A 25,883-nucleotide genomic window follows, 5' to 3' on the forward strand; every position below is an offset into this window, starting at 1 on the left:
CCCGGATCGTTGCCTCAGCTCGCGGAAGAAGCCTCGGAAGTCTTCCTCGGCAGCCAGAGCATCATCAGCACCGCTCCCGCCAGCAGCACCACCGTCGACGTACGGAACACCAGCGCGTACCCCTCGGTCAGCGCTCCCGGCGTCCCCGCGCCCTCGGACCGGGCCGCCGCGATCGTCGACATGACCGCGAGGCCGAGGGAGCCGCCCATCGTGCGGGAGGTGTTGACCAGGCCGGAGACCAGACCCGCCTCGCCCGGCCGCGCCCCCGACGTGGCCAGTGCCGCGAGCGGTGTCGCCGCCAGGCCGGCGCCCAGCATCATCAGCACACCCGGGACCATGATCGAGGTCACGTACCCGCCCGACACGCTCAGCGTCGACTGCCAGCCGAAGCCGACCGCCGCCACGAGCGTCCCGCCGGCCGCCACCACGCGCTCACCGGCCCGCCGCATGAGCCGGGGCGCCAGCTTGGAGCCGATGATCACCGACAGCGAGCTGGGCACCAGCGCCAGGCCGGCCTCCAGCGGGGTGTAACGGAGGACGTTCTGTGCGTACAGCGTCATGAAGAACCACATGCAGAACATGGCCGCCCCGCACAGGAACATCGCCGCGTTCGCCGACGCCACCGCCCGCACCCTCAGCAGCCCGAGCGGCATCAGCGGCGCCGCCGTCCGCGCCTCCACGGCGAGGAAGGCGCCGATCAGGGCGAGGCCGGCGAGCAGGGGCACCACCGTGGCCCGCGCCGTCCAGCCCGCGGCCTCGGTCTGCGAGATGCCGTACGCCAGGGTCGCGAGCCCGGCGGTCACCAGGACCGCCCCCGGCAGATCCAGCCGCCGCCGGTCCCCCGCCCGGCTCTCCGTGAGCCACAGCACCGCGCCCGCCAGCACCACGGCCCCCACCGGCACGTTGATCAGCAGCACCCAGCGCCACGACAGCGCGTCCACCAGCAGCCCGCCGACGAGCCCGCCCGCCGCGCCGCCCCCGGCGCCGACGGCCGTCCAGGTCCCGATGGCCCGCGCCCGCGCCGCCCCCTCCGGCACCGCCGCCGTCAGAATCGTCAGCGTCGAGGGCGCCAGCACCGCCGCGCCCAGTCCCTGCACGGCCCGCGCGGCCAGCAGCTGCCAGTCCTGCTGGGCCAGCCCGCCGGCCAGTGAGGCCACGGTGAACAGGCCGAGCCCGAGGAGGAACATCCGCTTACGGCCGTACAGGTCACCGGCCCGCCCGCCCAGCAGCATGAATCCCGCGAAGGCGATGGCATACGCGTTCACCACCCACTGAAGGCCCTGCGCGTCCAGTCCCAGACCGGCGCGCATGGAGGGGAGGGCGACGTTCACGACGGAGACGTCGAGCACGACCAGGAACTGCCCGGCACACGCGAGCGCCACCACGAGCCAGGTGGGGGGCGCGGTACGGCGAGGGGCGCGGGTGACGTCGGCGGCTTCGAGCATGGATGTCATGCTCTCAACGTCCGCACACTCCTGGCATCGGGATTTCGGCCTAGGCCCGGTGCCGCGCACGACCTAGGTCCACCTCTGTCCAGGGATCCGGTGCCGGGCCCCCACTAGGCCAAGAGAAGGTCAAGAATTCGTTAGTGAGCCAAAGCATCGGAATAGTTGCCCAGGCACACGGAGTTCGGGATACACATGACACAAACGACGAACGACCAGCCCACCGGCAGAGCGACCTCCGGCGCCGTCGTCCCGGTCCTCGCCTTCGCGGGCATCGTTGTCGCGGTAATGCAGACCCTGCTCGTCCCGGTCATCAAGGACCTGCCGCAACTGCTGAGCACCTCTCCCAGCAACGCGACCTGGGTCCTCACCTCCACCCTGCTCTCCGGCGCCGTGGCCACCCCGATCATGGGCCGCCTCGGTGACCTGTACGGCAAGCGGCGCATGCTGATCCTCAGCCTCGCGGTGATGGTCGTCGGCGCGCTCGTCAGCGCGCTCACCAGCACGCTGCTCCCGATGATCGTCGGCCGTACGCTCCAGGGCTTCGCCATGGGCGCGATACCCCTCGGCATCGGTCTGATGCGCGACATGCTGCCCCGCGAGAAGCTCGGCTCGGCGATGGCCCTGATGAGTTCCTCGATCGGCGTCGGCGGCGGCCTCGCGCTGCCCGCCGCGGCCCTGGTCGCCCAGCACGCGAACTGGCACGCCCTCTTCTACGGCGCCGCCGGACTCGGCGCCGCCTCCATCGCCCTCACCCTCCTCGTCGTACCGGAGTCCGAGGTCCGCGCGGAAGGCACCTTCGACCTGCTCGGCGCGCTCGGCCTGTCCGCGGGCCTCGTCCTCTTCCTCCTGCCGATCACCAAGGGCAGCGACTGGGGGTGGACGTCGGCCACCACGCTCGGCATGTTCGCCGCCTCGGCGATCGTCCTGCTCCTCTGGGGCGCCTATGAACTGCGCTCCAAGGCCCCCCTGGTCGACCTGCGCACCACGGCCCGCCCGGCGGTCCTGTTCACCAACCTCGCGTCGATCATGGTCGGCGTCAGCTTCTACGTCGTCTCCCTCGTCCTGCCCCAGCTGCTCCAGCTCCCGAAGGAGACCGGCTACGGCCTCGGCCAGTCGATGGTCGTCGCGGGCCTGCTCGTCGCCCCGCTCGGCCTGACGATGATGTTCACCGCGCCCGTCTACGCCCGCCTCTCGGCGAAGTACGGCCCCAAGACGACCCTGATCCTCGGCATGCTGATCATCGCGATCGGCTACGGCGCCGGCCTCGGCCTGATGACCGCCCCCTGGCAGAGCCTCGTCATCGCGGTGGTCCTCGGCGCGGGCATCGGCCTCGCCTACTCGTCCCTGCCCGCCCTGATCATCGGCGCCGTCCCGGCCTCGGAGACGGGCGCGGCGAACGGCCTCAACACGCTGATGCGGTCCATCGGTACGTCCGTCTCCAGCGCCGTCATCGGCATGGTCCTGGCCAACACCGCGAACAACGTCGGCGGCGTGGCGATCCCGACCATGCACGGCTTCCGCGTCTCCTTCCTGATCGCGACCGCCGCGGTCGCCGTCGGCCTCCTCCTCGCCCTCTTCCTCCCCAAGCAGCGCCCCGCCGCCCACCCGCAGCTGCGCGCCAGCAGCGAGGAGGACGCCAACCTGGCCCGCGCCGAAGAGGCCCTGCGCGGCTTCCGCGGCCGGGTCCTGGACGCCCAGGGCACCCCGGTCGCCCGCGCCAAGGTCACCCTGATCGACCGCCGGGGCCGCCAGGCCGGCGCCACCCTCTCCGCGGACGACGGCAGCTACACCCTCGCCGTCCCCGCCCAGGGCGCCTACGTCCTGGCCGCCCGCGCCGACGGCCACGCCCCGCTCGCCTCGTCGGCGACGCACACCGGCGACGACAGCGCGATCGACCTGGACCTGGCGCTGCCGGGCGAGACGGTCACCGCCTGACGCCCATGCCGTCCGCACACCCCCCGTCGCCCACGTGACGGGGGGTGTGGTGCACCATGGGCGCCCATACGCTCGTACGACCGAAAGGGACCGACATGGCCCCGGCCCCCAAGCCCGAGATCCTGGCCGCGTTCGAGGCGGCGAAGGGGTTCATGCCCACGGGTGAGGGCCTGGCCCTGTACGCGGCGGCCGTCGAGGCCGGCCGGCTCGGCCTGCCCCTGCTGGAGGTCGGCACCTACTGCGGCCGCTCCACGATCCTGCTCGCCGACGCCGCCCGCGAAGCCGGAGTGACGGCCCTCACGGTCGACCACCACCGCGGCAGCGAGGAGCAGCAGCCGGGCTGGGAGTACCACGACCCGGAGACGGTCGACCCCGAGATCGGCCTCATGGACACCCTGCCGACGTTCCGCCGCACCCTGCGCCGGGCGGGCCTGGAGGACCACGTGATCGCCCTGGTGGGCCGCTCACCCCAGGTGGCGAAGGTCTGGGGCACCCCTCTCGGACTGGTCTTCATCGACGGCGGCCACACCGACGAGCACGCCACCGCCGACTACGAGGGCTGGGCCCCGCAGGTCGCGGAGGGCGGCCTCCTCGTCATCCACGACGTCTTCCCCGACCCTGTGGACGAGTTCACAGGTCAGGCCCCGTACCGCGTCTACCTCCGCGCGCTGGAGTCCGGCGCCTTCACGGAGGTGTCGGTGACGGACTCGCTGCGGGTGCTGAAGCGGACGGGGCCGGGGGTCTGAACTCCGGCGCGACCCGGCCGTGGCCTTCCCGCGCCGGCCGCGGTCGGCCCGTATGGTGTCAGGCGTGTCGTACGTAGGTCCGGACTTCGATCCCTCCCAGCCCCGCCGTCGCCGCCCGCGCGCCCTGACCGTCGCGGCCGCCGCGCTCGTGCCGGGGGCGCTGCTCGGGTGGGTGGTGTACGAGGCGATGGGCGGGCCGGGTGACGGGAGAGGCTCCGGCACCGCCGCCGTGGCGCCCTCCTCGGCGCCGTCGAGCACGGAGCCGACGACCTCCTCCACGAACGACGACAAGCCGCCGGGTCCCACCCCCACCGCGGACGGCTCCCTGAAGGGCAAGGTCGTCGTCATCGACCCGGGCCACAACCCGAACAACTTCCAGCACACGTCCGAGATCAACCGCAAGGTGAACATCGGGACGAACTGGAAGGAGTGCGACACGACCGGGACCTCCACCAACGACGGCTACACCGAGGCCGAGTTCACGCTCGACGTCGCCCACCGCATGCGCACACTGCTCGAAAAGCAGGGCGCCACGGTCAAGTTCACGCAGGACGGCGACCGGCCCTGGGGGCCCTGCGTCGACGAGCGCGCCGAGATCGGCAACAAGGCGCACGCCGACGCCGTCGTCTCCGTCCACGCCGACGGCGCGGGCGACGGCCAACGCGGCTTCCACGTCATCCTCCCCGGCGAGGTCGACGCGGGCGCCGCGAACACCGGCCCCATCGTCGCCCCTTCCCGCGACCTCGGCGAGCGCGTCGCGGGCTCCTTCCTGCGCGTCACGGGCAGCGCACCCTCCAACTACCTCGGCGACGGCACCGGTCTCGTCACGCGTAAGGACCTTGGCGGTCTCAATCTGTCAACGGTTCCCAAGGTGTTCATCGAGTGCGGCAACATGCGCGATACCAAGGACGCGGCACAGCTCACCAGCGACGCCTGGCGACAGAAGGCCGCGCAAGGGATCTCTGAGGGAATCGTGAGTTTCCTGCGGGGGTAATGGCCGACGGGCTCATCCCGGCGGACAGCCTCGTCGAGCGGACGATAAGGTCGTCCATACGATGAGGGGCCACCCCCGCGCTTCACACCGGGGCCTGACGGCGACATGGTGACAGCGACGCCTCCAGCGATGCCGACGACGAGACGACTGACGAAGGACCTGAAGTGAATATCCGCTCCCTCACTCGAGGCGACGGCGTGGTGATCGGAGCAGCGGTATTGCTGTTCATCGCGTCGTTCCTCGACATCTACTCGATCGATGGGGCCCCTGACAGCGCTGAACTCCCCAACTCCTGGGAGAGCGGGCCGCTCCTCATGGGGGTCGTCCTCGCGGGTCTCATCGGCGCCGCGCTCATCGTGGTCGCCCGGGGACTGCCGCAGGCGCCCAAGGTCGCCGGGCTGGACCTCGGCCCGTTCGGCGTGGCCTTCGCCGTCTTCGCCGCCTGGAGCGCGCTCGGTAACGTCCTCGACCCGGCGGGCGGCGCGAACAACGTCGGTGGTTCCAGCGACGGCCCCGACGCCGGCATCGGCCTGATCCTCGCTCTGATCGCGACCCTGGCCATGGCCGCCGGCGCCATCGCCACCCCCCTCGTCCCCGCCCTCCAGGCCGCCCTCCTCCCGGCCCCCCGCCCGGCGGCCCCGCAGCCCTACGGTGCTCAGCCTCCCGGTGGTTACGGCTACCCGGGGGCTCAGCCGCAGCAGCCGTACGGTGGGCAGCCGCAGGCCGGGCAGCCGTTCGGTGGGGGGCAGCCGCAGGCTCCCGCGCCGGCGCCCGCCGCGGACTTCTCGCCGTTCTGGTTCGCCGTGCCCGTGCCGCGTCCGCTGTTCGCGGAGGACGGCTCGCCGAGCCCGATCGCCGAACTGGCGCCCGGCACCTGGTACCTGGCCGTCGAGCAGCGCGGTGCCGCCCTGGTCGCGCAGACGCAGGACGGTCGTCGTGGTGTGCTCCAGGACACCTCGGGGATCCAGCGCGGCTGACGGCCGCAGGCAGCACCACGGCCCCTCACCCTTCCCGGTGGGGGGCCGTTGTCGTACAGTCGCCCTTCGGCTGACGTACCGTCAGAAAGGGGCAGGCGTATGCGGCTCGGGCTCGCACTCGGCTACTGGGGGCGCGGCCCCTCCCCGGACCACGTCCCGCTCGCCCAGGAGGCCGAGCGGCTCGGGTACGACTCCGTGTGGACCGCCGAGTCCTGGGGCTCGGACGCCTTCACCGCGCTGACCTGGATCGCCGCGCGGACCTCGACGATCAGGCTCGGTACGGCGGTTGCCCAGATGGCGGCCCGCTCCCCCACCACCACCGCTATGCACGCCCTCACCCTCGACCACCTCTCCCGTGGGCGGATGATGCTGGGGCTCGGGCTGTCCGGACCGCAGGTGGTGGAGGGGTGGTACGGGCGGCCGTTCCCGAAGTCGCCGCTCACGGCGACCAGGGAGTACGTGGATGTCGTGCGGCAGGTTCTGAGGCGCGAGGCTCCCGTCGAGCTCGACGGGCGGTTTCACTCCCATCCCTACCGCGGGCCCGACGCCACGGGGATCGGCAAGGCCCTCAAGCCGATCACCCATCCCCTCCGCCCCGACCTGCCCGTCCTCCTCGGCGCCGAGGGGCCCAGGAACGTCGCCCAGACGATCCGGATCGCCGACGGCTGGCTGCCGTTGTACTGGTCGCCCAGCCGGCCCGAGGTGTACGGGGAGGCGGTGTCCGAGCTTCCCGACGGTTTCCTCGTCGCGCCCATGGCCCGCGTCCAGGTCTGCGACGACGTCTCCGAAGGTCTCCTCCCCGTGAAGGCCATGCTCGGCTTCTACATCGGCGGCATGGGGCACGCCGCCCGCAACTTCCACGCCGATCTCATGGCGCGCATGGGGTACGAGGAGGAGGCGCGGCGGATTCAGGAGCTGTTCCTCGGCGGCCACCGGGAGGAGGCGATCCGCGCCGTGCCCGACGCCTTCGCCGACGAGATCTCGCTCGTCGGGCCGCGGGAGCGGATCGCCGAGCGGCTGGAGTCGTGGCGGAAGGGGCCGGTGACGGATCTGCTGGCGCTGGCGCCGGACCGCAAGTCGATGCGGGTGCTGGCGGAGCTCAACGCGTAGCCGCGGGGCGGTGGTTCACCACTGGAAGATGGCGACCGGGTCGAGGGTGAGTTCGGCCGTCCTGTCGTTCCAGGAGCGCACCAGGCCCAGGCAGGTGGCGGGGAACTTCTCGTCCTCGGAGTAGTTGTCGACCGGGAACCTCCTGCGGACCCAGGGGTGTTCGCAGGTGATCCTCACGCGCGCGGCCGACTCGCCGCTGCCGTAGCGGGCGCGCAGGACGAAGTCGTCGCGGTCCCTGCGGACCGTGAAGAGGCCGGAGACCGAGATGTACGTTCCGCCTCTGACGTCCGTGAGTGCCACACCGTCCGTGGCGGCGGTGTCCCGCAGCTCGTCGGCGAGGGCCGCGGTGAGGGCGATCCGCTCCTTGACGAGGTCGGCGTCGACCACCCGGTCCTGCTCCCACAGCCTGTCCATGATCAGGCTGATCGTCTTCATGGGTGTGTTGACGTCCTTGCGCTCGGTCTTCGTCGAGGAGCCCCCGGACTGCTCCAGTTTGGCGCCGGCGCCGCCGACCGTGCCGGTCACGCCGGCCCCGCGCGAGAGGTTGACCTCGTGCGAGACCTGCACGTCCGACCTGGGTATGTGCAGGAGGTCCGCCACGTCCTTGACCTCCTCCTCGTCCAGGTAGAAGCACCTGCCGGAGACGGCGTGTCCGGGCCTGTTCCGCCTGCGCCAGGCCTTCACCAGGCGCCCCACCCCGTACCGCAGCACTACGCCGCAGCAGACCGCCGTCGCCAGCCAGAGGACCATCCCCGGCCAGTGCAGGCTCCACCACTGACCGTCAATGACACCCACGGATCTCCTTGAACGCGTCGGCCAGCGAGGAACGGTTCGCGTCGACCATGCGGCCGCCGGTCGCCTCGGCGGCCTTCTTCAGCGCCGCCGCGTCGGCCTCCCCGAAGTGCACGGGGAAGGTGGGTACGGCACGGGCGTCCGCGCCGAGACGTTCGTACCGGCGCAGGAACTCCTCGTAGGAGATCCCCGCGTTGCTCTCGCCGTCCGTCATCAGCACGACGGCGACGGGCCGTTCGGGGGCGCGGCGTACGGCGGCCGCGGCGAGGCGGTAGCCGCGGTCGAGGGCCGACCAGACGGCGGTGGAGGCGTCGAAGGAGTCCGCGGCGACGACCTTGCCGAGGGTGCGCAGATCGCCGTCGTCGCGCACGGTGACCGTGCGCTCCTGGAGGACCCGGCCGCCGAACCGTACGACGGTGAGGTGCTCGCCCCGGTAGAAGCGGGCGAACTTGCCGGTGGACGTGGGGTCGGCGCCACTCAGGCCGGCGAAGGCGGCGCGCAGGCCGGCGATCCGTGCGCCGCGCATGGAGCCGGAGAAGTCGAGCAGGAACACCACCTGGTCGGTGGTGGGGCTCGCGGGGTCGCCGTAGTCGGCGACCAGGCGTTCCACGACGGACAGCCGGTCGGGGAAGGACAGGGCGTTGCCGACGGGCTCGCGCAGCGGCTCGGACGGGGTGACTTCCTGGTTGACCGGGCGTCGCCAGGTGCGCTGCATCAGTTTGCGCTGGACGTCGTCGCGCAGAAGCCAGTCGACGACCTTCCGGTAGGCGGTCCGCTCGCCGGGGTCGAGCAGGAGCAGCGGGAAGTCGGAAAGCACCATGCCGTCCTCGGGGTGGACGATCCGCAGGGGCTCGCGCAGTTTCCCGCTCGCGTTGAGCGAGAGCAGTTCGGACTCGTGGGCGATGAGCGTGTTGGCCTCGCCCTGGTGGCCCGGGTAGGTGGCGAGGAGCTCGCGTGAGCTGGCGGCGCTGAGGGTCTGGCCGGAGCGGAAGCCGCGCAGCCGGTCGCAGGAGACGTCCTGTTCGCGCAGTGCGCTGCCGGTGCCGGCGGCCGCGGTGGCGACGCCGACCAGGGCGGCGCGCCCTGTGTCGCTGCTGCGGGGGTCGGCCATCCCGAACCGTACGGTGCCGTCGGCGGCGGCGTCCGCGATGTCGGCCCAGGACAGCCGTCCGTCCGGCGCCCGGTCCCGCAGGGTGCCGGCGACTTCCGGGGTGAGGCCGACGACCACGGGTGAGCGCATGATCGAGGTCGATTCCGGTCGTGCGGTCTGTTCGCCCCGGTCCTGGAGCCGCAGCAGGAACGAGCGGTCGGAGGCGGGCCAGGCCAGGTCGTACGACGGGCTGCGGGCGCCGGACAGGTCGGCCGTCGCCCGGTAGTCCATGTCCAGCCGGACGCCGGTGTCGTCCTTCAGTTCGCCCAGCAGGGGTTCCAGGTCGGCGAGTTCGGGGCTGGCGAGGACCCGCAGGGTCCTGTCCTCGTTCCCCTGGGTGCAGGAGGTGAGGGCGGTGAGCAGGGTCAGGGTCAGGCAGGCGGTGAGGGTGCGGGCGTATCGCTTCATGGGGCGTCCAGGACGGGCGCCGGGCAGGAGCCCACGGTGTTGATGATCTCCTGCAGGAGGTCCAGCTCGGGTTCGTACACCTTGGTCTCGTCGCGGTTGGGCCTGGGCACCTGGATGCCGCGGGAGTTCAGGTACTCGTTCAGCTGGTCGCTGGTGCCGTCCTCGCCGGAGAAGCGGACCCGGAAGCCCAACTCGATGGCCCGCTGGCGCAGTTCGGGGTCGTTCTCGATGACGCGGACGAGCCGGTCGCCCTTGTCGCTGAGGGAGATGAGCTGGGGTTCGGTGAGGGCGTAGGGGGTGGGGTAGAGCAGCACGCGGTCGGTGTCCTGCTTGCCGTACTTTCGCTCGAACTCGATCTGGTGGGCCAGGTACTGGTGCTCGTAGATCAGGGAGATGGGGGCGATGCTCTCGCCGAGGTCGGAGAGGTAGCTGTCGGCCTGTTCGTCGGCCCACATGCCCTGGAGGTCGATGAGGGGCCGGATCCGTCCGGCGATCTCGCGGGCCTGGTCCATGGCGGTGCCTCTGTCGCCCGCGCCGGCGCCGGGGGTGCTGTCGCCGTTCGCGACGAAGGCGAGGATGCTGAGGTAGGTGCCGGCGGAGTTGGACTCGCAGACGCTGGAGGTGCGGACCAGGACCCGGCCGCTGTTGCTGCGGCCGCCGGCCTTGTCGAAGCCGATGCCGTTCCAGGTGTCTGCGCGTTCCTTGTTGCCGTCGTGGTCCTGGTCGCCGGTGGTGGCCTTGTCGTCCTTGCCGGTCGTGCCGTTGAGCAGGTCCATGAACTTGCGCATGTCGAGGTCGTAGTAGAGCGTCCTGCCGCCGTCGGGGGACGGCTGCGGCGTGGCCACTCGCGCCTTCTGAAGGGTCTCGGCGTAGGCCCGGAAGGTGCCGAGCACCAGCGGCGTGACGAAGGGGCGGACCGAACGCACCGAGCGGTCCTGCCGGTTGAGGATCTGTTTGGCGGCGGGCTGGCCGGACGGGAAGACCGCGTCCATGCCCTTCAGGGACTGGGTGGCGATGCCGCGGGAGCCGAGGCGGTGGATGTCGACGCGCAGACCGTGCTTCAGCAGCAGCCGCTGTACCTCGGGGTCCTTGAAGTAGTCGGACTTGGAGGCCATCCTGGCCTCGATCGTGGTGACGCGGTCGAACGGGCGCAGCGCCTCGCCCGTGACGAGCAGGGCGACCAGTCCCGCCAGCGCGAGCGGAAGAGCGATCAGGACGTGGATCGGTAAGCGTCTGCGGGGGCGGTCCCTGTCACGGGTGCGCAGGCGTGGTTCGCGCGCGGTGCGTGGTCGGTCGGCTTCGGACGTGGCGTGCGGTCTGTCTGCTTCGGACACCGGCTCTCCTGCCCTCTCCGGGAGGAGGATCGTCGGTGATCGTGTTGGCCGGTGAACGACGTTACGGGGAACGGCGGTTGAACGTAGTGCCCCGGTCGCGCTGCGGACGCCCCGGTTTGAGGCGCGCATACGGGGCTACCCGGAGGGCATGTCCCCTCGATATCGCAACGGTGCCAATCAGGCCGGCACGGCCATAGCCGTCGTCGCCGATGTCATGGCCCTCATCCTGGGCCTGTGGATCCTTATGTACCTATTTGACGCCAACCGCGCCAACGACTTCGTCCAGTTCGTCCACGACGCGGCCCGCTGGCTGGCGGGATGGTCGCACGACCTGTTCACGTTCGACGAGGAGTGGGCGAGGGTGGTGGCCGGTTACGGCTTGGCCGCGCTGGTCTACTTGTTCGTCGGACACGCCATCGCCAATCGGGTCCACCGCCACTGAGGCGCCCCGAAAGGGGCGCGGGGCTGTATCAACCACCCGAACTCAGAGGCAGCAGTCCGGGTCCAGCCCCAGCGGCAGCCGGTCCCCGCCGAACACCGCGCACGTGGCCTCGTGCCCGCCCAGCGCGGCGACGGCGAGGAGCAGCGAGCCGGCCGTCCAGGTGGTGAGCTCCAGGGGCCAGATGGCCTCGTCCTCGAAGACGAATCCGGTCCAGTACAGCCCGCTGTCGGGATCCCGCAGATGCTGGATGGACTGGAGGATCTCCAGCGCCCGGTCGGATTCGCCCATCGCCCAGAGCGCTAGGGCGAGTTCGGCCGACTCCCCGCCCGTGACCCACGGGTTCGGCACGACGCACCGCACCCCGAGCCCGGGAACGACGAACCGGTCCCAGCCTTCCTCCATACGGGACTTGGCCTCGGCGCCGGTCAACGCCCCGCCCAGCACCGGGTAGTACCAGTCCATGGAGTAGCGGTCCTTGTCCAGGAACCGCTCCGGGTGCCGCCGTATCGCGTGCCGCAGGGCTCCGGCCGCCAACTCCCAGTCGGGCTGCGGCTCTTCGCGCTGCTCGGCGATGGCGAGGGCGCAGCGCAGCGCGTGGTGGATGGAGGAGGAACCGGTCAGCAGCGCGTCCGCGGTCGCCGTGCCGTCGTCGTCGCGCCGCCAGCCGATCTGCCCGCCCGGCTGCTGGAGCCGCAGGACGAACTCGATGGCGGCGTAGACGGCCGGCCACATGCGGTCCAGGAACGTGTCGTCGCCGGTGGAGAGGTAGTGGTGCCAGACGCCGACGGCTATGTAGGCGACGAAGTTGGTCTCGCGGCCGGGGTCGGTGACGTCGTCGAACGCCCCGTCGGCGTAGGCCGCGTACCAGGAGCCGTCCTTGTTCTGATGCGTCACCAGCCAGTCGTACGCCCGCTCGGCGGCCTCGTGCTCGCCGGCCGTGTCCAGCGCCATCGCCGCCTCGACGTGGTCCCACGGGTCGAGGTGGTGGCCGCGGAACCACGGGATCGCCCCGTCCTCCCGCTGTACCGCGAGAATGCCGGCCACGGTCGCGGCGGCCTGCTCGGCGGTGAGGACCCCGGGCAGGACGAGGTGTTCTGTCCGGGGAGTCGTCACTGGGCGGCCGCCTCGGTCCCGGAGATGCGGGGCAGGTGGGGCTTGGTCGCGTACGCCACGAAGCTCTTGCCGATCAGCGGGTTCAGCGCCTGTTCGGCGACCCGGGTGGCCAGCGGTTTCTTCATGATGTCCCAGACCAGCAGCTTGTGGTACGCCCGCACCGGCAGCGCCTTGTCGTTGTCGACGCCGAACGCGCACTTCAGCCACCAGTACGGGGAGTGCAGGGCGTGCGCGTGGTGGGTGCCGTACGGCTTCAGCCCGGCCTCACGGATCTTCGCGAGCAGCTCGTCCGCCTTGTAGATGCGGATGTGGCCGCCCTCCACCTCGTGGTAGGCGTCGGAGAGCGTCCAGCAGACCTTCTCGGGCCCGTAGCGCGGGACGGTGATGGCGATGCGTCCGCCGGGCTTGAGCACCCGCACCATCTCGGCGAGTACGCCCTTGTCGTCCGGGATGTGCTCCATGACCTCGGAGATGATCACGACGTCGAAGGACTCGTCGGGGAAGGGCAGCGCGAGGGCGTCGCCCTCCATGGCGGTGGCGGTGGCTCCCTCGGGGGCCTCGCCCGCCTCCTTCATCGCCGCGAACCACTTGGCGACCTCGCGGATCTCCTCGCCGTTCTGGTCCAGGGCCACGACCTGGGCGCCGCGCCGGTAGCACTCGAACGCGTGCCGGCCGGCGCCACAGCCGAGATCCAGGACACGGTCGCCCGGGGCGAGCGGGAACCGGGAGAAGTCGACGGTCAGCACGTAGGCCTGCTTTCGCGGTCGGAAGGGTGGGCGGGGCGAGGGCGGACGGGGCGAGGGCGGACGGGGCGAGGGCGGACGGTGGTGGGTACGGCGGTGGATGCGGCGGTCATGGAGCGACCTCGGTCATCCGGGCGCCGTCGCCGGCCTTCGCGGCCTCGGTGGCTCTCGCGGGCTCGCCCGTCCCGGTTTCCCCGCCCGGCTCCGCGTCCGGGGCGGCCGGACGGCCGGAAGCGTGGACCGCGGGGCGGCCGTGGGAAGTTGCCGCGGCGCGGCGGGAGGTCTCCGCGTCCGCTCGATCCTGGTCGCGCGCTATCGCCTCGCGGTACCGGGCCACCGTGCCCTCCGCCGCCTTCGCCCACGTGAAGTTCCGCAGGACCCGCTCGCGTCCGGCCGCTCCCAGCCGCTCGCGCAGCTCCGCGTCGCCCAGCAGCCGGCCCAGCCCTGCGGCCAGCGCGCCCGCGTCACCCGGCGGCACCGCCAGACATGTCTCGCCGTCCCGCCCGGCGACCTCCGGGATCGCCCCGCCGGTCGTGGCCACGAGCGGCGTCCCGGTGGCCATGGCCTCGGCGGCCGGCAGGGAGAACCCCTCGTACAGCGACGGCACGCACGCGACCTGCGCCGAGCGGACCAGGTCGACGAGCTCGGCGTCGGAGATGCCCTTGACGAACTCGACGGCGCCCTCGAGGCCGTAGCGCTCCATCGCCTGCGCGACCGGGCCCTCCTCGGGCCGCTTGCCGACGACGACGAGGTGGGCGTCGGGGTGCTCGGTGCGGACCTTGGCGAGCGCCTCGACGAGGAAGACCAGGCCCTTGAGGGGGACGTCGGCGCTGGAGGTCGTGACGATCCGGCCCGGGATCCGCCGTACCGAGGGATCCGGCGAGAACAGGTCGGTGTCCGCGCCGATGTGCACGACGTGGACGCGGTCCTGCCGTACGCCGAGGTGGTCGACGATCTCCTGGCGCGAGGTGCCGGAGACGGTGAGGACGGACGGCAGCCGGCGCGCGACACGCTTCTGCATACGGGTGAAGGCGTACCAGCGGCGCACGGACATCCGCCGCTTCCAGCCCTGTGCCGCGTCCAGCTCCAACTGGCGGTCCACGGTGATGGGGTGGTGGATGGTGGTGACGAGGGGCGCGCCCACGTCGCCCAACAGCCCGTATCCCAGCGTCTGGTTGTCGTGCACGACGTCGAACGCGCCGCGCCGGGCGCGCAGCAGGCGGCGGGCGCGCAGCGAGAAGGTCAGCGGCTCGGGGAAGCCGCCGGTCCACATGGTCCCGACCTCCAGCGCGTCGATCCAGTCGCGGTACTCGTCGCGCTTCGGGGTGCGGAAGGGGTCGGGCTGGCGGTAGAGGTCGAGGCTGGGGAGCTCGGTGAGGGTCAGGCGCTCGGCGTACTCGGCACCCTCGTCGAGGACGGGGTAGGGCTGGGAGCCGATGACCTCGACGCGGTGGCCGAGGCGGGCCAGTTCGCGGGAGAGGTGCCGTACGTAGACACCTTGGCCGCCGCAGAACGGGTTCCCTTTATAGGTGAGAAGCGCGATGTCGAGCGGCCGCTCTCCCCCACCGGCGGCAAGGCCCTTGGAGGACCCGGCCTCCCTGGCCCCAGCGGTCACTGAGGACCCCCTTCTCCCTGCACTGTCCCGCGAGATTACGCCGGGACGCTAATCTAGAACAAGTTTCAGACTTGATCGTTCAAGAGGCTCTGAATCTACCGGCAGGTAGCGCCGCTGTGAGCGATGGATCAGGTGATTCACGCCACGGCCGACGCCCTGGCATGCTCTGTCCGGTCACTCACCCTCACCGACTGTCACGGAACGGGATCCATGCCTGCGGAAGTCAGTAGCGCGAACCCCTCCTCACCGCCTCTCACCGAGCGCCAGGAGGCCCGCCGCCGACGCATCCTGCACGCCAGCGCGCAGCTCGCCAGCCGGGGCGGCTTCGACGCCGTGCAGATGCGGGAGGTCGCCGAGTCCTCGCAGGTGGCGCTCGGCACGCTGTACCGCTACTTCCCGTCCAAGGTGCATCTGCTGGTCGCCACGATGCAGGACCAGTTGGAGCACATGCACGGCACGCTCCGGAAGAAGCCGCCGCAGGGCGCGACCGCCGCCGAGCGGGTCGCGGAGACCCTGATGCGGGCGTTCCGTGCCCTGCAGCGCGAGCCGCATCTGGCCGACGCGATGGTCCGCGCGCTGACCTTCGCCGACCGCAGCGTCTCTCCAGAGGTCGACCAGGTCTCCCGGCAGACCACGGTGATCATCCTGGACGCGATGGGCCTGGAGAACCCGACGCCCGAACAGCTCTCCGCCGTCCGGGTCATCGAGCACACCTGGCACTCGGCGCTGATCACGTGGCTGTCGGGCCGTGCCTCGATCGCCCAGGTGAAGATCGACATCGAGACGGTGTGCCGGCTGATCGACCTGACGGACCCGGAGGGGCACAAGTAGGACCTACGAGACGGGTTCCCTTCGCCGGCATTGTCCGGATCAGGTGATGGGGGTCGCCTTCCGGCCCAAAAGCTGCCTTCCGGCCTCTCAGCCCGGACCGTCGACGTCGGCCCCGGCGGAAGCCGTGTGCCTCCTGCCAGAGTCGGCTACTCCGGTTCGAACTCCCTCACTCGCCCCGTAGGCCACTTCCAGAATAGAACGAATGCCCGGAAATGAACCCCTCGGCGAACAATTTTTCCGGCGCTATTCCTCGGGCGGGAACACCGGCTCCCCGCTCCCCAGCAGCGTGATCACGATCGCCTCCACCGGGCAGCTCTCCGCCGCCGCCAGGATCCGCTCGTTGGCGTCGGTCTCGGGGTCGGCCGGGTGGGACTGGCGGCCGGTGTCGAGGCGGAAGCCGTCGGGGGCGTGGTGGACGCACTGGGCCGAGCCGATGCACACCGACCGGTCGACCTCGACGTGCCAGCGGTCTCCCATCCCCTACGCCTCCCAGCCGGCCGGCAGGTGGATCATCTTGTGCTCCAGGTACTCCCCGTACCCCTCGGGCCCGAACTCCCTCCCCAGGCCGGAGTTCTTGTAGCCGCCGAACGGGCCCAGCATGTCCAGGCTGAAGGTGTTCACCGAGTAGGTGCCGGTACGGACCTGGCGGGCGATGTCGATGCCGTGCGCGGTGTCGGCCGTCCAGACGCTGCCGCTCAGGCCGTAATCGGAGTCGTTCGCGATCTTCACGGCCTCGGACTCGTCGCCGTAGGGCAGCAGGCAGATGACCGGCCCGAAGATCTCCTCGCGGGCGATCCGCATGGAGTTGTCGACGTCCCCGAAGAGGGTCGGCTCGACGTACCAGCCCTTCTCCAGGCCCTGCGGCCGTCCGCCGCCGGTCAGTATCTTCGCGCCCTCCTCCTGCCCGATCCGGATGTAGTCGAGGTTGCGGCGCCGCTGCCGCTCCGCGACCAGCGGGCCGACCTGGGTCGCCGGGTCCAGCGGGTCGCCGACCACCAGCGCGCCGGCCGCCGCGGCGAAGGCCTCGGCGAACTCGTCGTAGCGGGAGCGCGGGAGCAGGATGCGGGTCTGGGCCACGCAGGCCTGGCCGTTGTTCATCCAGGCGGCCGGGACGACACCGGCGACGGTCGCCTCGACGTCCGCGTCCGGCAGCACGACGGCCGCCGACTTGCCGCCCAACTCCAGGGTGACGCGCGTGAGATTGCGGCCGGCGACCTCCATGACGCGCTTGCCGGCGGCCACCGAGCCGGTGAAGGAGACCTTGTCGATCCGGGGGTGCCCGACCAGGTACTCGCTCACCTCGCGGTCGGCCGGGAGGATGGACAGCACGCCCTCCGGCAGCCCGGCGTCCTTCGCGATCTCGGCGAGGAGATAGGCGTCCAGCGGCGACTCGGGCGACGGCTTGAGGATCACCGTGCAGCCGGTGAGCAGCGCGGGCGCGAGCTTGGCGGCGGCGACGAACTGCGGGACGTTCCAGGGGACGACGGCCGCCACGACCCCGACCGGCTCGCGCCGCACGAGGATCTTCCCGAGGACACCGTCCCTGGTCTCCTCGTAGGTGAAGTTCCGCGCGACCGTGATCGCCGAGTCCCACACCATCATCGCGCCGAGCGCCTGGGCGAGGACGCTCCAGGAGTACGGGGAGCCGTTCTCGGAGGAGATCACGCGGGCGATCTCCTCGTGCCGTACGGCGATCGCGTCCTTGATGCGGGTGACGACCTCGATCCGTTCGTCGAGGCTCATCCGCGGCCAGGGCCCCTCGTCGAACGCCTTGCGCGCCACCGCGACCGCCCGGTCGACGTCGGCCGCCGAGGCGTGCGGCACGCGGCCGATGACCTCTTCCGTGTGCGGCGATATCACCTCGATGACGTCCTTGCCGAGGGGGTCGGTCAACTCCCCGCCGATGAACAGCTGTCCGTGTTCCACGAGCTCGGTCATGACCGACTGCCTCCCCGGAGCGTGACTCTGACGATCCATCAGATACTCGGATACAGGAACTGATACCAGTTCCACTCGGAGGAGTCCACGGACCGCACGTAGATGACCCGGGCTCCCATCGGAACGTGTTCTAGTTATAGTGGCCGGGTCGGCCGGAACGTGTCGCGGCGATTGGGGAGCCCATGGCGCAGATCTACGACCACGGCGGCGGCGTCCGGTCCATTCAGGTCCCCATCCCCGACAACCCCCTCGGCCACACCCTCGTGTACGTCGTCGACACCGACCGGGGCCCGGTGCTCGTCGACACCGGCTGGGACGACCCGGCCTCCTGGGACACCCTCACCGAGGGCCTGGCGGCCTGCGGGACCGCGCCCGCCGATATCCACGGCGTGGTGATCACCCATCACCACCCCGACCACCACGGCCTGTCCGGCAAGGTGCGCGAGGCCTCCGGCGCCTGGATCGCGATGCACGCGGCGGACGCGGCGATCGTCCGGCGCACCCGCACCACCCGGCCCGAGCGCTGGTTCACCTACATGGCGGCCAAGCTCACGGCGGCCGGCGCCCCTGAGGCCCATGTGGCTCCCCTGCGCACCCCCCGGCGCCGCACCCTGCCCGGCCTCTCCCCCGCCGCCCCCGACCGCGAGATCGTCCCCGGCGAACTCCTCGACCTCCCCGGCCGCCGCCTGCGCGCGATCTGGACGCCGGGCCACACACCGGGCCACGTCTGCCTGCACCTGGAGGAGGACCACCCGGCCCGGCTCCCCGGCCACGGCCGCCTGTTCTCCGGCGACCACCTGCTCCCCGAGATCACCCCGCACATCGGCCTGTACGAGGACCCCGACGACACGACCGTCACCGACCCCCTCGGCGACTACCTCGCCTCCCTCGAACGCGTCGGCCGCCTCGCCCCCGCCGAGATCCTCCCGGCCCACCAGCACACGTTCACCGACGCCGCCGCCCGCGTCGCCGAGTTGCTGACCCACCACGAAACCCGCCTCACCGACCTCCTCACCCTCCTCGCCACGCCTCTCACCCCCTGGCAGCTCGCCGAACGCATGGAGTGGAACCGGCCGTGGGACCAAATCCCCTACGGCTCACGCAACATCGCGATCGCGGAGGCCGAGGCCCATCTGCGGCGGCTGGTGAAGCTCGGGAGGGCGGAGGCGGTGGCGGGGAGTGAGCCGGTGACGTACGTGGCGGTGTGACGCGGCAAGATGGGCGCCATGGATCCCTTGGCCCTGCTGCTCGCCGAGCGAGCCTGCGAGCGCCTCGTCGTCGACTTCGTCCACCGCCTCGACCTCGGCGAACCGGCCTCCGTCGCCGAGCTGTTCACGGATGACGGCACATGGGAGTGGCCGGCGGGTGAGCGGCTGGTCGAGGGGCGGGACGCGCTGCGCGGGTACTTCGGATCCCGTCCCGCCGACCGACTCTCGCGTCGCCTGATGTCCAACGTTCTCGTGACGGTGACGTCCCCCGACACCGCGACGGCGACCTCGTACTTCACGACGTACCGGGTCGACGGCCACGAGGGCGCCCTGATCCCGCCGGGGCCTCCGGTTCAGGTGGGGCACTACAAGGACACCTTCCGCCGGTCGGCCGACGGCACCTGGCTGCTCTCCGCCCGAGTCCTCCACCTGGCCTTCGGCGGCCCGACCCCGCGAGCGCCTAGGCCATGAACGACTGAACCAACTCCTCCGCCCCACCCAGCACTTCGACCTCCCGCACGGTCATCGTGGGATTGGCGGCCCGGCGGCGCAGGGCCTCGGTCAGGCCGTCCCGGGTGAGGGCGGAGGGGTCGGTGAGGAGGGCGGTGATCATCGCGCGGGCGGGGGCGGCGTACCGCTCGTCCGCCAAGGCCACCTGCGCGAGGATCACCGCGGACATGCCCCAGTCCAGGCCCGGGTCGCCCACCTCCGCGTTGGCCCAGTCGATGACGTAGGGGCCGTCGGGCGTGAGCAGCACGTTCTCCGGGTGGAGGTCCAGGTGGACCACCCGGCCGGGGACGGCGTGCAACTGCCGCAGGAGGCGGGCCAGCAGCTCCCCGGACTCGCGCGGGCCGATGTCTCCCGCGACCAGGGCCTCCAGCATCGTCGGCCCGTACAGCCGCTGCATGACCAGGTCGGAGCGCGAGGAGTCGGCGAGCCGTACCCGGGGCACCGGGTAGCCGTGGGCGCGCAGGCGTTCCATCAGGGCGCCCTCGGCGAGGCCGTCGGCGTAGCCCTCCCGGTCGCGGCGCAGCACCCACGCCTCGTCGATCTCGTACACATCGGACGCGCGCCCCGAACCGAGCAGCCGTCCGGTCCTCCCCGTGATCCCCATACGGCCGAAGCTACCCCCGTCCACAGCCTCCCCTCAGCCGCTTTCCTACGGGCCGGTAGAGTGACCGCGTCGTCATCACACCCGTACGGGGGAAAGCCGGTGCAAATCCGGCGCTGACCCGCAACCGTAATCCGGTCGTCGAAGGGCCGGTGAGCCGGATCGCCGCGTACGGGACAGTGACCGGCTCACGTGCCCCGGCAGCCTGCCGGAGCGCGGCACCGTCGAGGTATACGGAGCCGAGCCGCCGGGGGTTTTCCCTGTGCTGCCCGGTTTCCCCTAGGGAAGGGCACCCGCCGATCATGTACGTCCGCCGCAGCGCAGCGGCCCTGGCCGCCACTGTCGTGATCGGCGCGGCCGCGCCCGCCGTAGCCGCCGACCCGACCCCCTCCGCGTCGCCGTCGAAGGCGTTCCCCGCCGAGCTGTACGGCGACTCCGACCCCACGTACGACGGCGTCTGGCGCCAGTCCCTCGCGCTGCTCGCGCAGGACACCGTGGGCGTGAAGCCGGCGAAGGGGGCGGTGGACTGGCTGCTCGGGCAGCAGTGCGCCAACGGGGCCTTCGCGCCCTACCGCGCCGACACGAGCGCGGACTGCGGTGCCAAGACCCTGGTCGACACCAACAACACGGCCGCCGCCGTCCAGGCACTTGCCGCGCTCGGCGGGCACGACACCGCCGCCGACAAGGCGGTGTCCTGGCTGAAGTCGGTCCAGAACAAGGACGGCGGCTGGGGCTACATGGCGGGCGGGGCCACCGACGCGAACTCGACGTCGGTCGTGGTCGGCGCGCTGGCCGCCGCGGGCGAGAAGCCCGCGGAGGCCGTCAAGGGCGGGAAGTCCCCGTACGACGCGCTCATCGGGCTGGCCCTGCCTTGCAAGGGCGAAGGTGCCGGAGCCTTCGCCTTCCAGCCGGACAAGAAGGGCGCCCTCGCCGCCAACGCCGACGCGACGGCCGCAGGCGTCGTCGGCGCGCTCGGCAAGGGCCTCGTGGTGAGCCCCGGCAAGCCGGCGGAGGCGACCTGCGCCGACGGCTCCTCCCCGCAGCAGGCCGCCGCCAACGGCGCCGCCTACCTCACCAAGGCCCTCTCCAAGGACGGCCACCTGAAGTCCGCGCTCCCCGGCGCCGAGGACCAGCCCGACTACGGCAACACCGCGGACGCGGTCGTCGCCCTCGCCGCGCGCTCCGGTGCCGACGCCGCCCGCGAGCCCCTGCGCTGGCTGGAGCGGAACTCCGCGCGGTGGGCCGCCCAGAGCGGGCCGGCCGCCTACGCCCAGCTGATCTTCGCCGCCCACGCCACCGGCGCCGACCCCCGCGACTTCGGCGGCGCCGACCTGGTCAAGCAGCTCAACGCGACCGGCCCGGCACCGCAGACCTCCGCGGAGGCGACGGCCAAGCAGGAGAAGGACACCAAGGACGACAAGGGCGACAGCCCCTTCGGTGTGTGGTGGTACGTCGGCATCTTCCTCGTCGTCGGTATCGGCATCGGCTTCCTGCTGAGCGGCCGCAAGAAGGGCCCGCAGGCGTGATCCGCCGCGTCCTCGCCCCGCTCCTGGCCGCGCTGGTCGTGCTGACCGGCGCGGCCCCGGCCGCCCAGGCGACCGGCTACCGCTACTGGTCCTTCTGGGACCGCGACGGCGGCTCCTGGGTCTACGCCACCCAGGGGCCGTCGATCACCCGCCCGTCCGACGGCGACGTCCAGGGCTTCCGCTTCGTGGTGAGCGAGGACTCCAAGGACGCGGCACAGCCGAGGGGCGCGGCCGAGTTCGCGGTGATCTGCGCGCGTACGCCCGCGCAGGACGGCAAGAAGCGGGTGGCGCTGGTCCTCGACTTCGGTACGGCGGCCGACGCCCCGTCGGGTGAGGCGCCGCCAAACCGGCGTACCGCGTGCGCGCGCGTGGCTCCCGACGCCTCCACCGCGGAGGCCCTGGCGGCCGTGGCCAAGCCGCTGCGGTACGACACCAACGCCCTGCTGTGCGCCATCGCCGGGTATCCGCAGAGGGGCTGCGGGGAGCCGGTGTCGGGCGACAGCGGGAAGCCGAAGCCCACCGACCGCACGGCCGGTAAGGACGACGACTCGAACGGCGGCGCGGGACTGGGGCCGGCCGCCGGCGCCGCCGTGGTGGCCGTACTGGCAGCTGCGGCGATGTGGCAGGCACGACGGCGGCGGCCTCGATGACAGGCAAGACGGCGGCGGCCTTGATGGCCGGCAGGCCCGCCGCCCAGCCCGACCCCACCCACCGCCGGCGCCACTCGGCCCTCCACCCCGGCGCCTGGTGGCTCTGGTCCCTCGCGCTCGGTACCGCCGCCACCCGCACCACCAACCCTCTCCTCCTCGCCCTGCTCACAGCGACGTCCGCCTACGTCGTGGCGACCTGCCGCCCGGACGCCCCCTGGGCCCGCTCCTACGCCGCCTTCGTCAAGCTCGCCCTGGTCGTCATCGTCATCCGCCTCGTCTTCGCCGTGGCCCTCGGCTCCCCCATCCCCGGCACCCATGTGATCGTCACGCTCCCCGAAGTGCCGCTCCCGGAGTGGGCCCAGGGCATCCGCCTGGGCGGCCGGGTCACCGCCGAGACACTGCTCTTCGCCCTCTACGACGGCCTGCGGCTGGCCGCGCTCCTCATCTGTGTGGGCGCGGCGAACTCCCTCGCCAACCCGGCCCGCCTCCTCAAGTCCCTCCCCGGCGCGCTCTACGAGATGGGCGTGGCCGTGGTCGTCGCGCTCACCTACGCCCCCCACCTCATCGCCGACGTCCAGCGCCTGCGCGCCGCCCGCCGGCTGCGCGGCCGCCCCGACACCGGTGTGCGCGGCCTCCTGCAGGTCGGACTCCCGGTCCTGGAGGGCGCGTTGGAGCGCTCGGTCGCCCTCGCCGCCGCGATGGACGCGCGCGGTTACGGCCGTACCGCCGACGTCCCGCCCCGAGTACGCCGTACGACCGCCGCCCTCACCCTCGGCGGTCTGCTGGGCGTCTGCGCCGGAACGTACGGCCTGCTGACCGCCGAGGGCGGGACGTACGGCCTGCCGGTCCTCCTCGCCGGACTCGCCGCCGCGCTCGCGGGCCTGCGGCTGGGCGGACGCCGTTCGCCGCGGACCCGGTACCGCCCGGACCGCTGGGACGCCCGGGCCTGGCTGGTCGCCGGTTCCGGCGCGGCGGTCGCCGCCCTGCTGGCCCTGGCCGCCGACCGCGACCCGGCGGCGCTGCACCCCGGCCTGGTCCCCCTCGTCGCCCCCACCCTCCCGCTGTGGCCCGCGGCGGCCGTGCTCATCGGCCTGCTCCCGGCCTTCGTCAGCCCCGCACACCGCAGTCCCGCCGCCCGCAAGGAGACGTCGTGATCCGCTTCGAGAACGTCTCCGTGACGTACGACGGTGCCGTAGAACCCACCGTCCAAGGCGTGGACTTCGAGGTCCCGGAGGGCGAGCTGGTCCTGCTCGTCGGACCGTCGGGGGTCGGCAAGTCCACCGTGCTCGGCGCGGTGAGCGGGCTGGTCCCGCACTTCACCGGCGGCACCCTGCGCGGCCGGGTCACGGTGGCGGGCCGCGACACCCGCACCCACAAGCCGCGCGAACTCGCGGACGTGGTCGGCACGGTGGGCCAGGATCCGCTCTCCCACTTCGTCACGGACACGGTCGAGGACGAACTCGCCTACGGCATGGAGTCGCTGGGCCTCGCCCCGGAGGTGATGCGCCGCCGTGTCGAGGAGACCCTCGACCTGCTCGGCCTCGCCGACCTGCGCGACCGCTCCATCTCCACCCTCTCCGGCGGCCAGCGGCAGCGGGTCGCGATCGGCTCGGTGCTCACCCCGCACCCCGGCGTGCTGGTCCTGGACGAGCCGACCTCGGCCCTGGACCCGGCCGCCGCGGAGGAGGTCCTCGCCGTGCTGCAGCGCCTGGTCCACGACCTCGGCACGACGGTCCTGATGGCCGAGCACCGCCTGGAGCGCGTGGTCCAGTACGCCGACCGGATCGTCCTGATGCCCTCCCCCGGCACGGCCCCGGTCATCGGCACACCGGCGGAGATCATGGCCGTGTCGCCGGTGTACCCGCCGGTCGTGGCCCTCGGCCGCCTGGCGGAGTGGTCCCCGCTGCCACTGACGGTCCGCGACGCCCGCCGCCGAGCGGCGGACCTGCGGCAACAACTTGAGAACCGGGACGGCATCGCCCTTCAGGGGCGCGGGGAACTGCGCGACCAGCCACGGACAACCCGCACCCGCCACGAATCCGCACCCCCCACCCCCCTCCGCTGGTTCCGCCGCAAGCCCACCTTCGTCCCGCAGTCCCCCCATGCCGCCGAAGTGCAGGGCCTCACCGTCACCCGCGACCACATCCGCGCCCTGCACCACATCGACCTCACCGTCACCCCCGGCGAGACCGTCGCCCTCATGGGCCGCAACGGCGCCGGCAAGTCCACCCTCCTCAACACCCTCGTCGGCCTCGTCGAACCGTCCGCCGGCCAGGTGCACGTCGGCGGAGCCGTCCCGCACCGCACCCCGCCCCGCGACCTCGTACGCCGGGTCGGCCTGGTCCCGCAGGAACCCCGCGACCTCCTCTACGCCGACACGGTCGAAGCCGAGTGCGCGGCCGCCGACACCGACGCGGGCGCCGCCCCCGGCACCTGCCGTGCCCTCGTCTCCGAGCTGCTGCCGGACATCGCGGACGACACCCACCCCCGTGACCTCTCCGAGGGCCAGCGGCTGACGCTCGCCCTGGCCGTCGTCCTGACCGCCCGCCCGCCGCTCCTCCTTCTCGACGAACCGACCCGCGGACTCGACTACGCCGCGAAGGCCCGCCTCGTCTCCCTGCTGCGCGATCTGGCGGCCGAGGGGCACGCGATCGTGCTGGCCACGCACGACGTGGAGCTGGCCGCCGAGCTGGCGCACCGGGTGATCCTGCTGGCCGAGGGCGAGGTGATCGCCGACGGCCCGACCGCGGACGTCGTGGTCTCCTCCCCGTCCTTCGCCCCCCAGGTCACCAAGATCCTCGCCCCGCAGCAGTGGCTCACGGTCGCGCAGGTGCGAAAGGCCCTGTCATGACCGCCCCCCGCCTGCGAGCCCGGTCCGAGGCCCGCCCCCAGCCCCAGTCCCGCCCGGTCCCCCTCGGCCCCCGCTCCATCACCGCCCTCGCCCTGGTCAGCGCCGTCGGCGTCGCCGCCCTCACCTGGCCCTTCCTCGCCCCGCCCGCCTCCGAGGTCAGCGCGCACGCCCAGGACGCCCCCTGGCTCTTCACCGGCCTGCTGGTGCTGCTCGTCGCCATCGTCGCGGCGACGATCTCCGAGTCCGGGCTCGGCCCGAAGGCGGTGGCGATGCTGGGCGTGCTCGCGGCGACCGGTGCCGCGCTGCGTCCGCTCGGGGCGGGGACGGCCGGGATCGAGCCGATGTTCTTCCTGATGGTGCTCAGCGGCCGGGTCCTGGGGCCGGGCTTCGGGTTCGTCCTCGGTGCCGTGACGATGTTCGCGTCCGCGCTGCTCACCGGTGGGGTGGGGCCGTGGATGCCGTTCCAGATGCTGTCGATGGGCTGGTTCACGATGGGCGCGGGGCTGCTGCCCGGGGCGGACCGGCTGCGCGGCCGTGCGGAGCGGATCCTGCTGGCCGGCTACGGCTTCCTGGCCGCCTTCGCCTACGGCACGGTGATGAACATGCAGGGCTGGCCCTATCTGATGCGGGACGGCTCGAACATCGCCCCGGACCCCGAGGCCGGGCCGCTCGGCAACCTGGCCCGCTTCGTCGCGTACTGCCTGGCCACGTCCCTCGGCTGGGACCTCGGCCGGGCGCTGGTCACCGTCGCGCTGACGCTCACGCTCGGCCCGGCGATCCTCAAGGCGCTGCGCCGGGCCACCCGCCGGGCGGCCTTCGAGAGCCCGGTCACATTCGACGCACCCACACGGTGAGAGGCCGCGCGCGGACCGTTACTCCCGCGGTGAAGCACCCCACATGACCCACATCACCTACGATCCCCCTTAGTCGGATAAATCGGATGTCATGTACGCGTCCATAT

24 protein-coding genes and 1 riboswitch are annotated in these 25,883 nt (G+C 72.2%); of the genes, 14 read left to right on the plus strand and 10 right to left on the minus strand.

The window, feature by feature from the left end; translation table 11 throughout:
• Positions 1-14: 14 nt before the first annotated feature.
• Positions 15-1,454, minus strand: coding sequence for an MFS transporter (locus ACIRD7_RS09865; protein ID WP_403451900.1), 1,440 nt, complete (start codon positions 1,452-1,454; stop codon positions 15-17).
• Positions 1,455-1,640: 186 nt separating this feature from the next.
• Between ACIRD7_RS09865 and ACIRD7_RS09870 the strand changes: the two genes are divergently transcribed.
• The 5 genes from ACIRD7_RS09870 (at position 1,641) to ACIRD7_RS09890 (ending at position 7,210) form a co-directional block, all read left to right on the plus strand.
• Complete coding sequence (locus ACIRD7_RS09870; protein ID WP_403451902.1) at positions 1,641-3,383, plus strand: MFS transporter; 1,743 nt, start codon at positions 1,641-1,643, stop codon at positions 3,381-3,383.
• A gap of 95 nt (positions 3,384-3,478) precedes the next feature.
• Complete coding sequence (locus ACIRD7_RS09875) at positions 3,479-4,129, plus strand: class I SAM-dependent methyltransferase (RefSeq protein ID WP_403451903.1); 651 nt, start codon at positions 3,479-3,481, stop codon at positions 4,127-4,129.
• A 64-nt stretch (positions 4,130-4,193) separates the two neighbouring features.
• Positions 4,194-5,123, plus strand: a complete 930-nt coding sequence (locus tag ACIRD7_RS09880) for an N-acetylmuramoyl-L-alanine amidase (protein WP_403451905.1) — start codon at positions 4,194-4,196, stop codon at positions 5,121-5,123.
• Positions 5,124-5,287: 164 nt separating this feature from the next.
• Positions 5,288-6,100 (plus strand): hypothetical protein, encoded by an 813-nt coding sequence (locus tag ACIRD7_RS09885; protein WP_403451906.1) that lies wholly within the window; start codon positions 5,288-5,290, stop codon positions 6,098-6,100.
• A gap of 99 nt (positions 6,101-6,199) precedes the next feature.
• Positions 6,200-7,210, plus strand: a complete 1,011-nt coding sequence (locus ACIRD7_RS09890; protein WP_403451908.1) for an LLM class F420-dependent oxidoreductase — start codon at positions 6,200-6,202, stop codon at positions 7,208-7,210.
• A gap of 15 nt (positions 7,211-7,225) precedes the next feature.
• On the opposite strand, the gene ACIRD7_RS09895 is transcribed toward ACIRD7_RS09890, so the two are convergent.
• The 3 genes from ACIRD7_RS09895 to ACIRD7_RS09905 are packed head-to-tail and all read right to left on the minus strand — an operon-like array spanning position 7,226 to position 10,894.
• Positions 7,226-8,005: a hypothetical protein gene (locus ACIRD7_RS09895; RefSeq protein ID WP_403451909.1), complete on the minus strand. Its 780-nt coding sequence runs from the start codon at positions 8,003-8,005 to the stop codon at positions 7,226-7,228.
• On the minus strand, positions 7,992-9,560 hold the full coding sequence (locus tag ACIRD7_RS09900) for a substrate-binding domain-containing protein (RefSeq protein WP_403451910.1): 1,569 nt from the start codon (positions 9,558-9,560) through the stop codon (positions 7,992-7,994). Before ACIRD7_RS09900 ends, ACIRD7_RS09895 begins: the two co-directional genes overlap by 14 nt.
• Positions 9,557-10,894: a hypothetical protein gene (locus ACIRD7_RS09905; RefSeq protein ID WP_403451912.1), complete on the minus strand. Its 1,338-nt coding sequence runs from the start codon at positions 10,892-10,894 to the stop codon at positions 9,557-9,559. The genes ACIRD7_RS09900 and ACIRD7_RS09905 overlap by 4 nt, the downstream gene beginning before the upstream one ends.
• 148 nt (positions 10,895-11,042) lie before the next feature.
• Between ACIRD7_RS09905 and ACIRD7_RS09910 the strand changes: the two genes are divergently transcribed.
• Positions 11,043-11,336: a hypothetical protein gene (locus tag ACIRD7_RS09910; RefSeq protein WP_403451914.1), complete on the plus strand. Its 294-nt coding sequence runs from the start codon at positions 11,043-11,045 to the stop codon at positions 11,334-11,336.
• Positions 11,337-11,378: 42 nt separating this feature from the next.
• On the opposite strand, the gene ACIRD7_RS09915 is transcribed toward ACIRD7_RS09910, so the two are convergent.
• The 3 genes from ACIRD7_RS09915 to ACIRD7_RS09925 all read right to left on the minus strand — a co-directional run bounded on the left by ACIRD7_RS09915 (position 11,379) and on the right by ACIRD7_RS09925 (position 14,807).
• Positions 11,379-12,449, minus strand: a complete 1,071-nt coding sequence (locus ACIRD7_RS09915; RefSeq protein ID WP_403451915.1) for a prenyltransferase/squalene oxidase repeat-containing protein — start codon at positions 12,447-12,449, stop codon at positions 11,379-11,381.
• On the minus strand, positions 12,446-13,195 hold the full coding sequence (locus ACIRD7_RS09920; protein WP_403451917.1) for a class I SAM-dependent methyltransferase: 750 nt from the start codon (positions 13,193-13,195) through the stop codon (positions 12,446-12,448). The genes ACIRD7_RS09915 and ACIRD7_RS09920 overlap by 4 nt, the downstream gene beginning before the upstream one ends.
• 106 nt (positions 13,196-13,301) lie before the next feature.
• Positions 13,302-14,807 (minus strand): glycosyltransferase family 4 protein, encoded by a 1,506-nt coding sequence (locus ACIRD7_RS09925; RefSeq protein ID WP_403451919.1) that lies wholly within the window; start codon positions 14,805-14,807, stop codon positions 13,302-13,304.
• A gap of 210 nt (positions 14,808-15,017) precedes the next feature.
• On the opposite strand from ACIRD7_RS09925, the gene ACIRD7_RS09930 reads away from it, so the two are divergent.
• Positions 15,018-15,638, plus strand: a complete 621-nt coding sequence (locus ACIRD7_RS09930) for a TetR family transcriptional regulator (RefSeq protein WP_403451920.1) — start codon at positions 15,018-15,020, stop codon at positions 15,636-15,638.
• Between the two features lie 243 nt (positions 15,639-15,881).
• On the opposite strand, the gene ACIRD7_RS09935 is transcribed toward ACIRD7_RS09930, so the two are convergent.
• Positions 15,882-16,115: a ferredoxin gene (locus ACIRD7_RS09935; protein ID WP_403451922.1), complete on the minus strand. Its 234-nt coding sequence runs from the start codon at positions 16,113-16,115 to the stop codon at positions 15,882-15,884.
• Between the two features lie 3 nt (positions 16,116-16,118).
• Entirely contained in the window at positions 16,119-17,576 is a 1,458-nt protein-coding gene (locus ACIRD7_RS09940; protein ID WP_403451924.1) for an aldehyde dehydrogenase, read from the minus strand.
• 182 nt (positions 17,577-17,758) lie between these two features.
• Here ACIRD7_RS09940 and ACIRD7_RS09945 point away from each other — a divergent pair, with 182 nt between their 5' ends.
• Together ACIRD7_RS09945 and ACIRD7_RS09950 are read left to right on the plus strand one after the other, a co-directional pair.
• Positions 17,759-18,784 carry an MBL fold metallo-hydrolase gene (locus tag ACIRD7_RS09945; protein WP_403451926.1) on the plus strand — a complete coding sequence of 342 codons (1,026 nt, stop codon included), beginning with the start codon at positions 17,759-17,761 and terminating at the stop codon, positions 18,782-18,784.
• Positions 18,785-18,802: 18 nt separating this feature from the next.
• Positions 18,803-19,255, plus strand: coding sequence for a nuclear transport factor 2 family protein (locus ACIRD7_RS09950; protein ID WP_403451928.1), 453 nt, complete (start codon positions 18,803-18,805; stop codon positions 19,253-19,255).
• Here the strand turns inward: ACIRD7_RS09950 and ACIRD7_RS09955 are convergent.
• Positions 19,245-19,898: a phosphotransferase gene (locus ACIRD7_RS09955; protein ID WP_403451929.1), complete on the minus strand. Its 654-nt coding sequence runs from the start codon at positions 19,896-19,898 to the stop codon at positions 19,245-19,247. The two genes, ACIRD7_RS09950 and ACIRD7_RS09955, sit on opposite strands and share 11 nt — an antisense overlap.
• 50 nt (positions 19,899-19,948) lie before the next feature.
• Positions 19,949-20,080, plus strand: a riboswitch (cobalamin riboswitch).
• Positions 20,081-20,197: 117 nt separating this feature from the next.
• On the opposite strand from ACIRD7_RS09955, the gene ACIRD7_RS09960 reads away from it, so the two are divergent.
• The 5 genes from ACIRD7_RS09960 to ACIRD7_RS09980 are packed head-to-tail and all read left to right on the plus strand — an operon-like array spanning position 20,198 to position 25,776.
• Positions 20,198-21,421, plus strand: a complete 1,224-nt coding sequence (locus ACIRD7_RS09960; RefSeq protein WP_403451930.1) for a prenyltransferase/squalene oxidase repeat-containing protein — start codon at positions 20,198-20,200, stop codon at positions 21,419-21,421.
• Positions 21,418-22,071 (plus strand): SCO2322 family protein, encoded by a 654-nt coding sequence (locus ACIRD7_RS09965; protein ID WP_403451932.1) that lies wholly within the window; start codon positions 21,418-21,420, stop codon positions 22,069-22,071. Before ACIRD7_RS09960 ends, ACIRD7_RS09965 begins: the two co-directional genes overlap by 4 nt.
• Positions 22,072-22,094: 23 nt before the next feature.
• Entirely contained in the window at positions 22,095-23,225 is a 1,131-nt protein-coding gene (locus ACIRD7_RS09970) for an energy-coupling factor transporter transmembrane component T (RefSeq protein ID WP_403453050.1), read from the plus strand.
• Positions 23,222-24,922 carry an ABC transporter ATP-binding protein gene (locus tag ACIRD7_RS09975; RefSeq protein ID WP_403451933.1) on the plus strand — a complete coding sequence of 567 codons (1,701 nt, stop codon included), beginning with the start codon at positions 23,222-23,224 and terminating at the stop codon, positions 24,920-24,922. Before ACIRD7_RS09970 ends, ACIRD7_RS09975 begins: the two co-directional genes overlap by 4 nt.
• The gene (locus ACIRD7_RS09980) at positions 24,919-25,776 is read left to right on the plus strand and encodes an ECF transporter S component (protein ID WP_403451935.1); all 858 of its coding nucleotides are present in this window, start codon (positions 24,919-24,921) and stop codon (positions 25,774-25,776) included. The genes ACIRD7_RS09975 and ACIRD7_RS09980 overlap by 4 nt, the downstream gene beginning before the upstream one ends.
• The last annotated feature ends 107 nt before the right edge of the window (positions 25,777-25,883 follow it).

Source organism: Streptomyces sp. NPDC093568 (assembly GCF_044764945.1).
GTDB lineage: Bacteria > Actinomycetota > Actinomycetes > Streptomycetales > Streptomycetaceae > Streptomyces.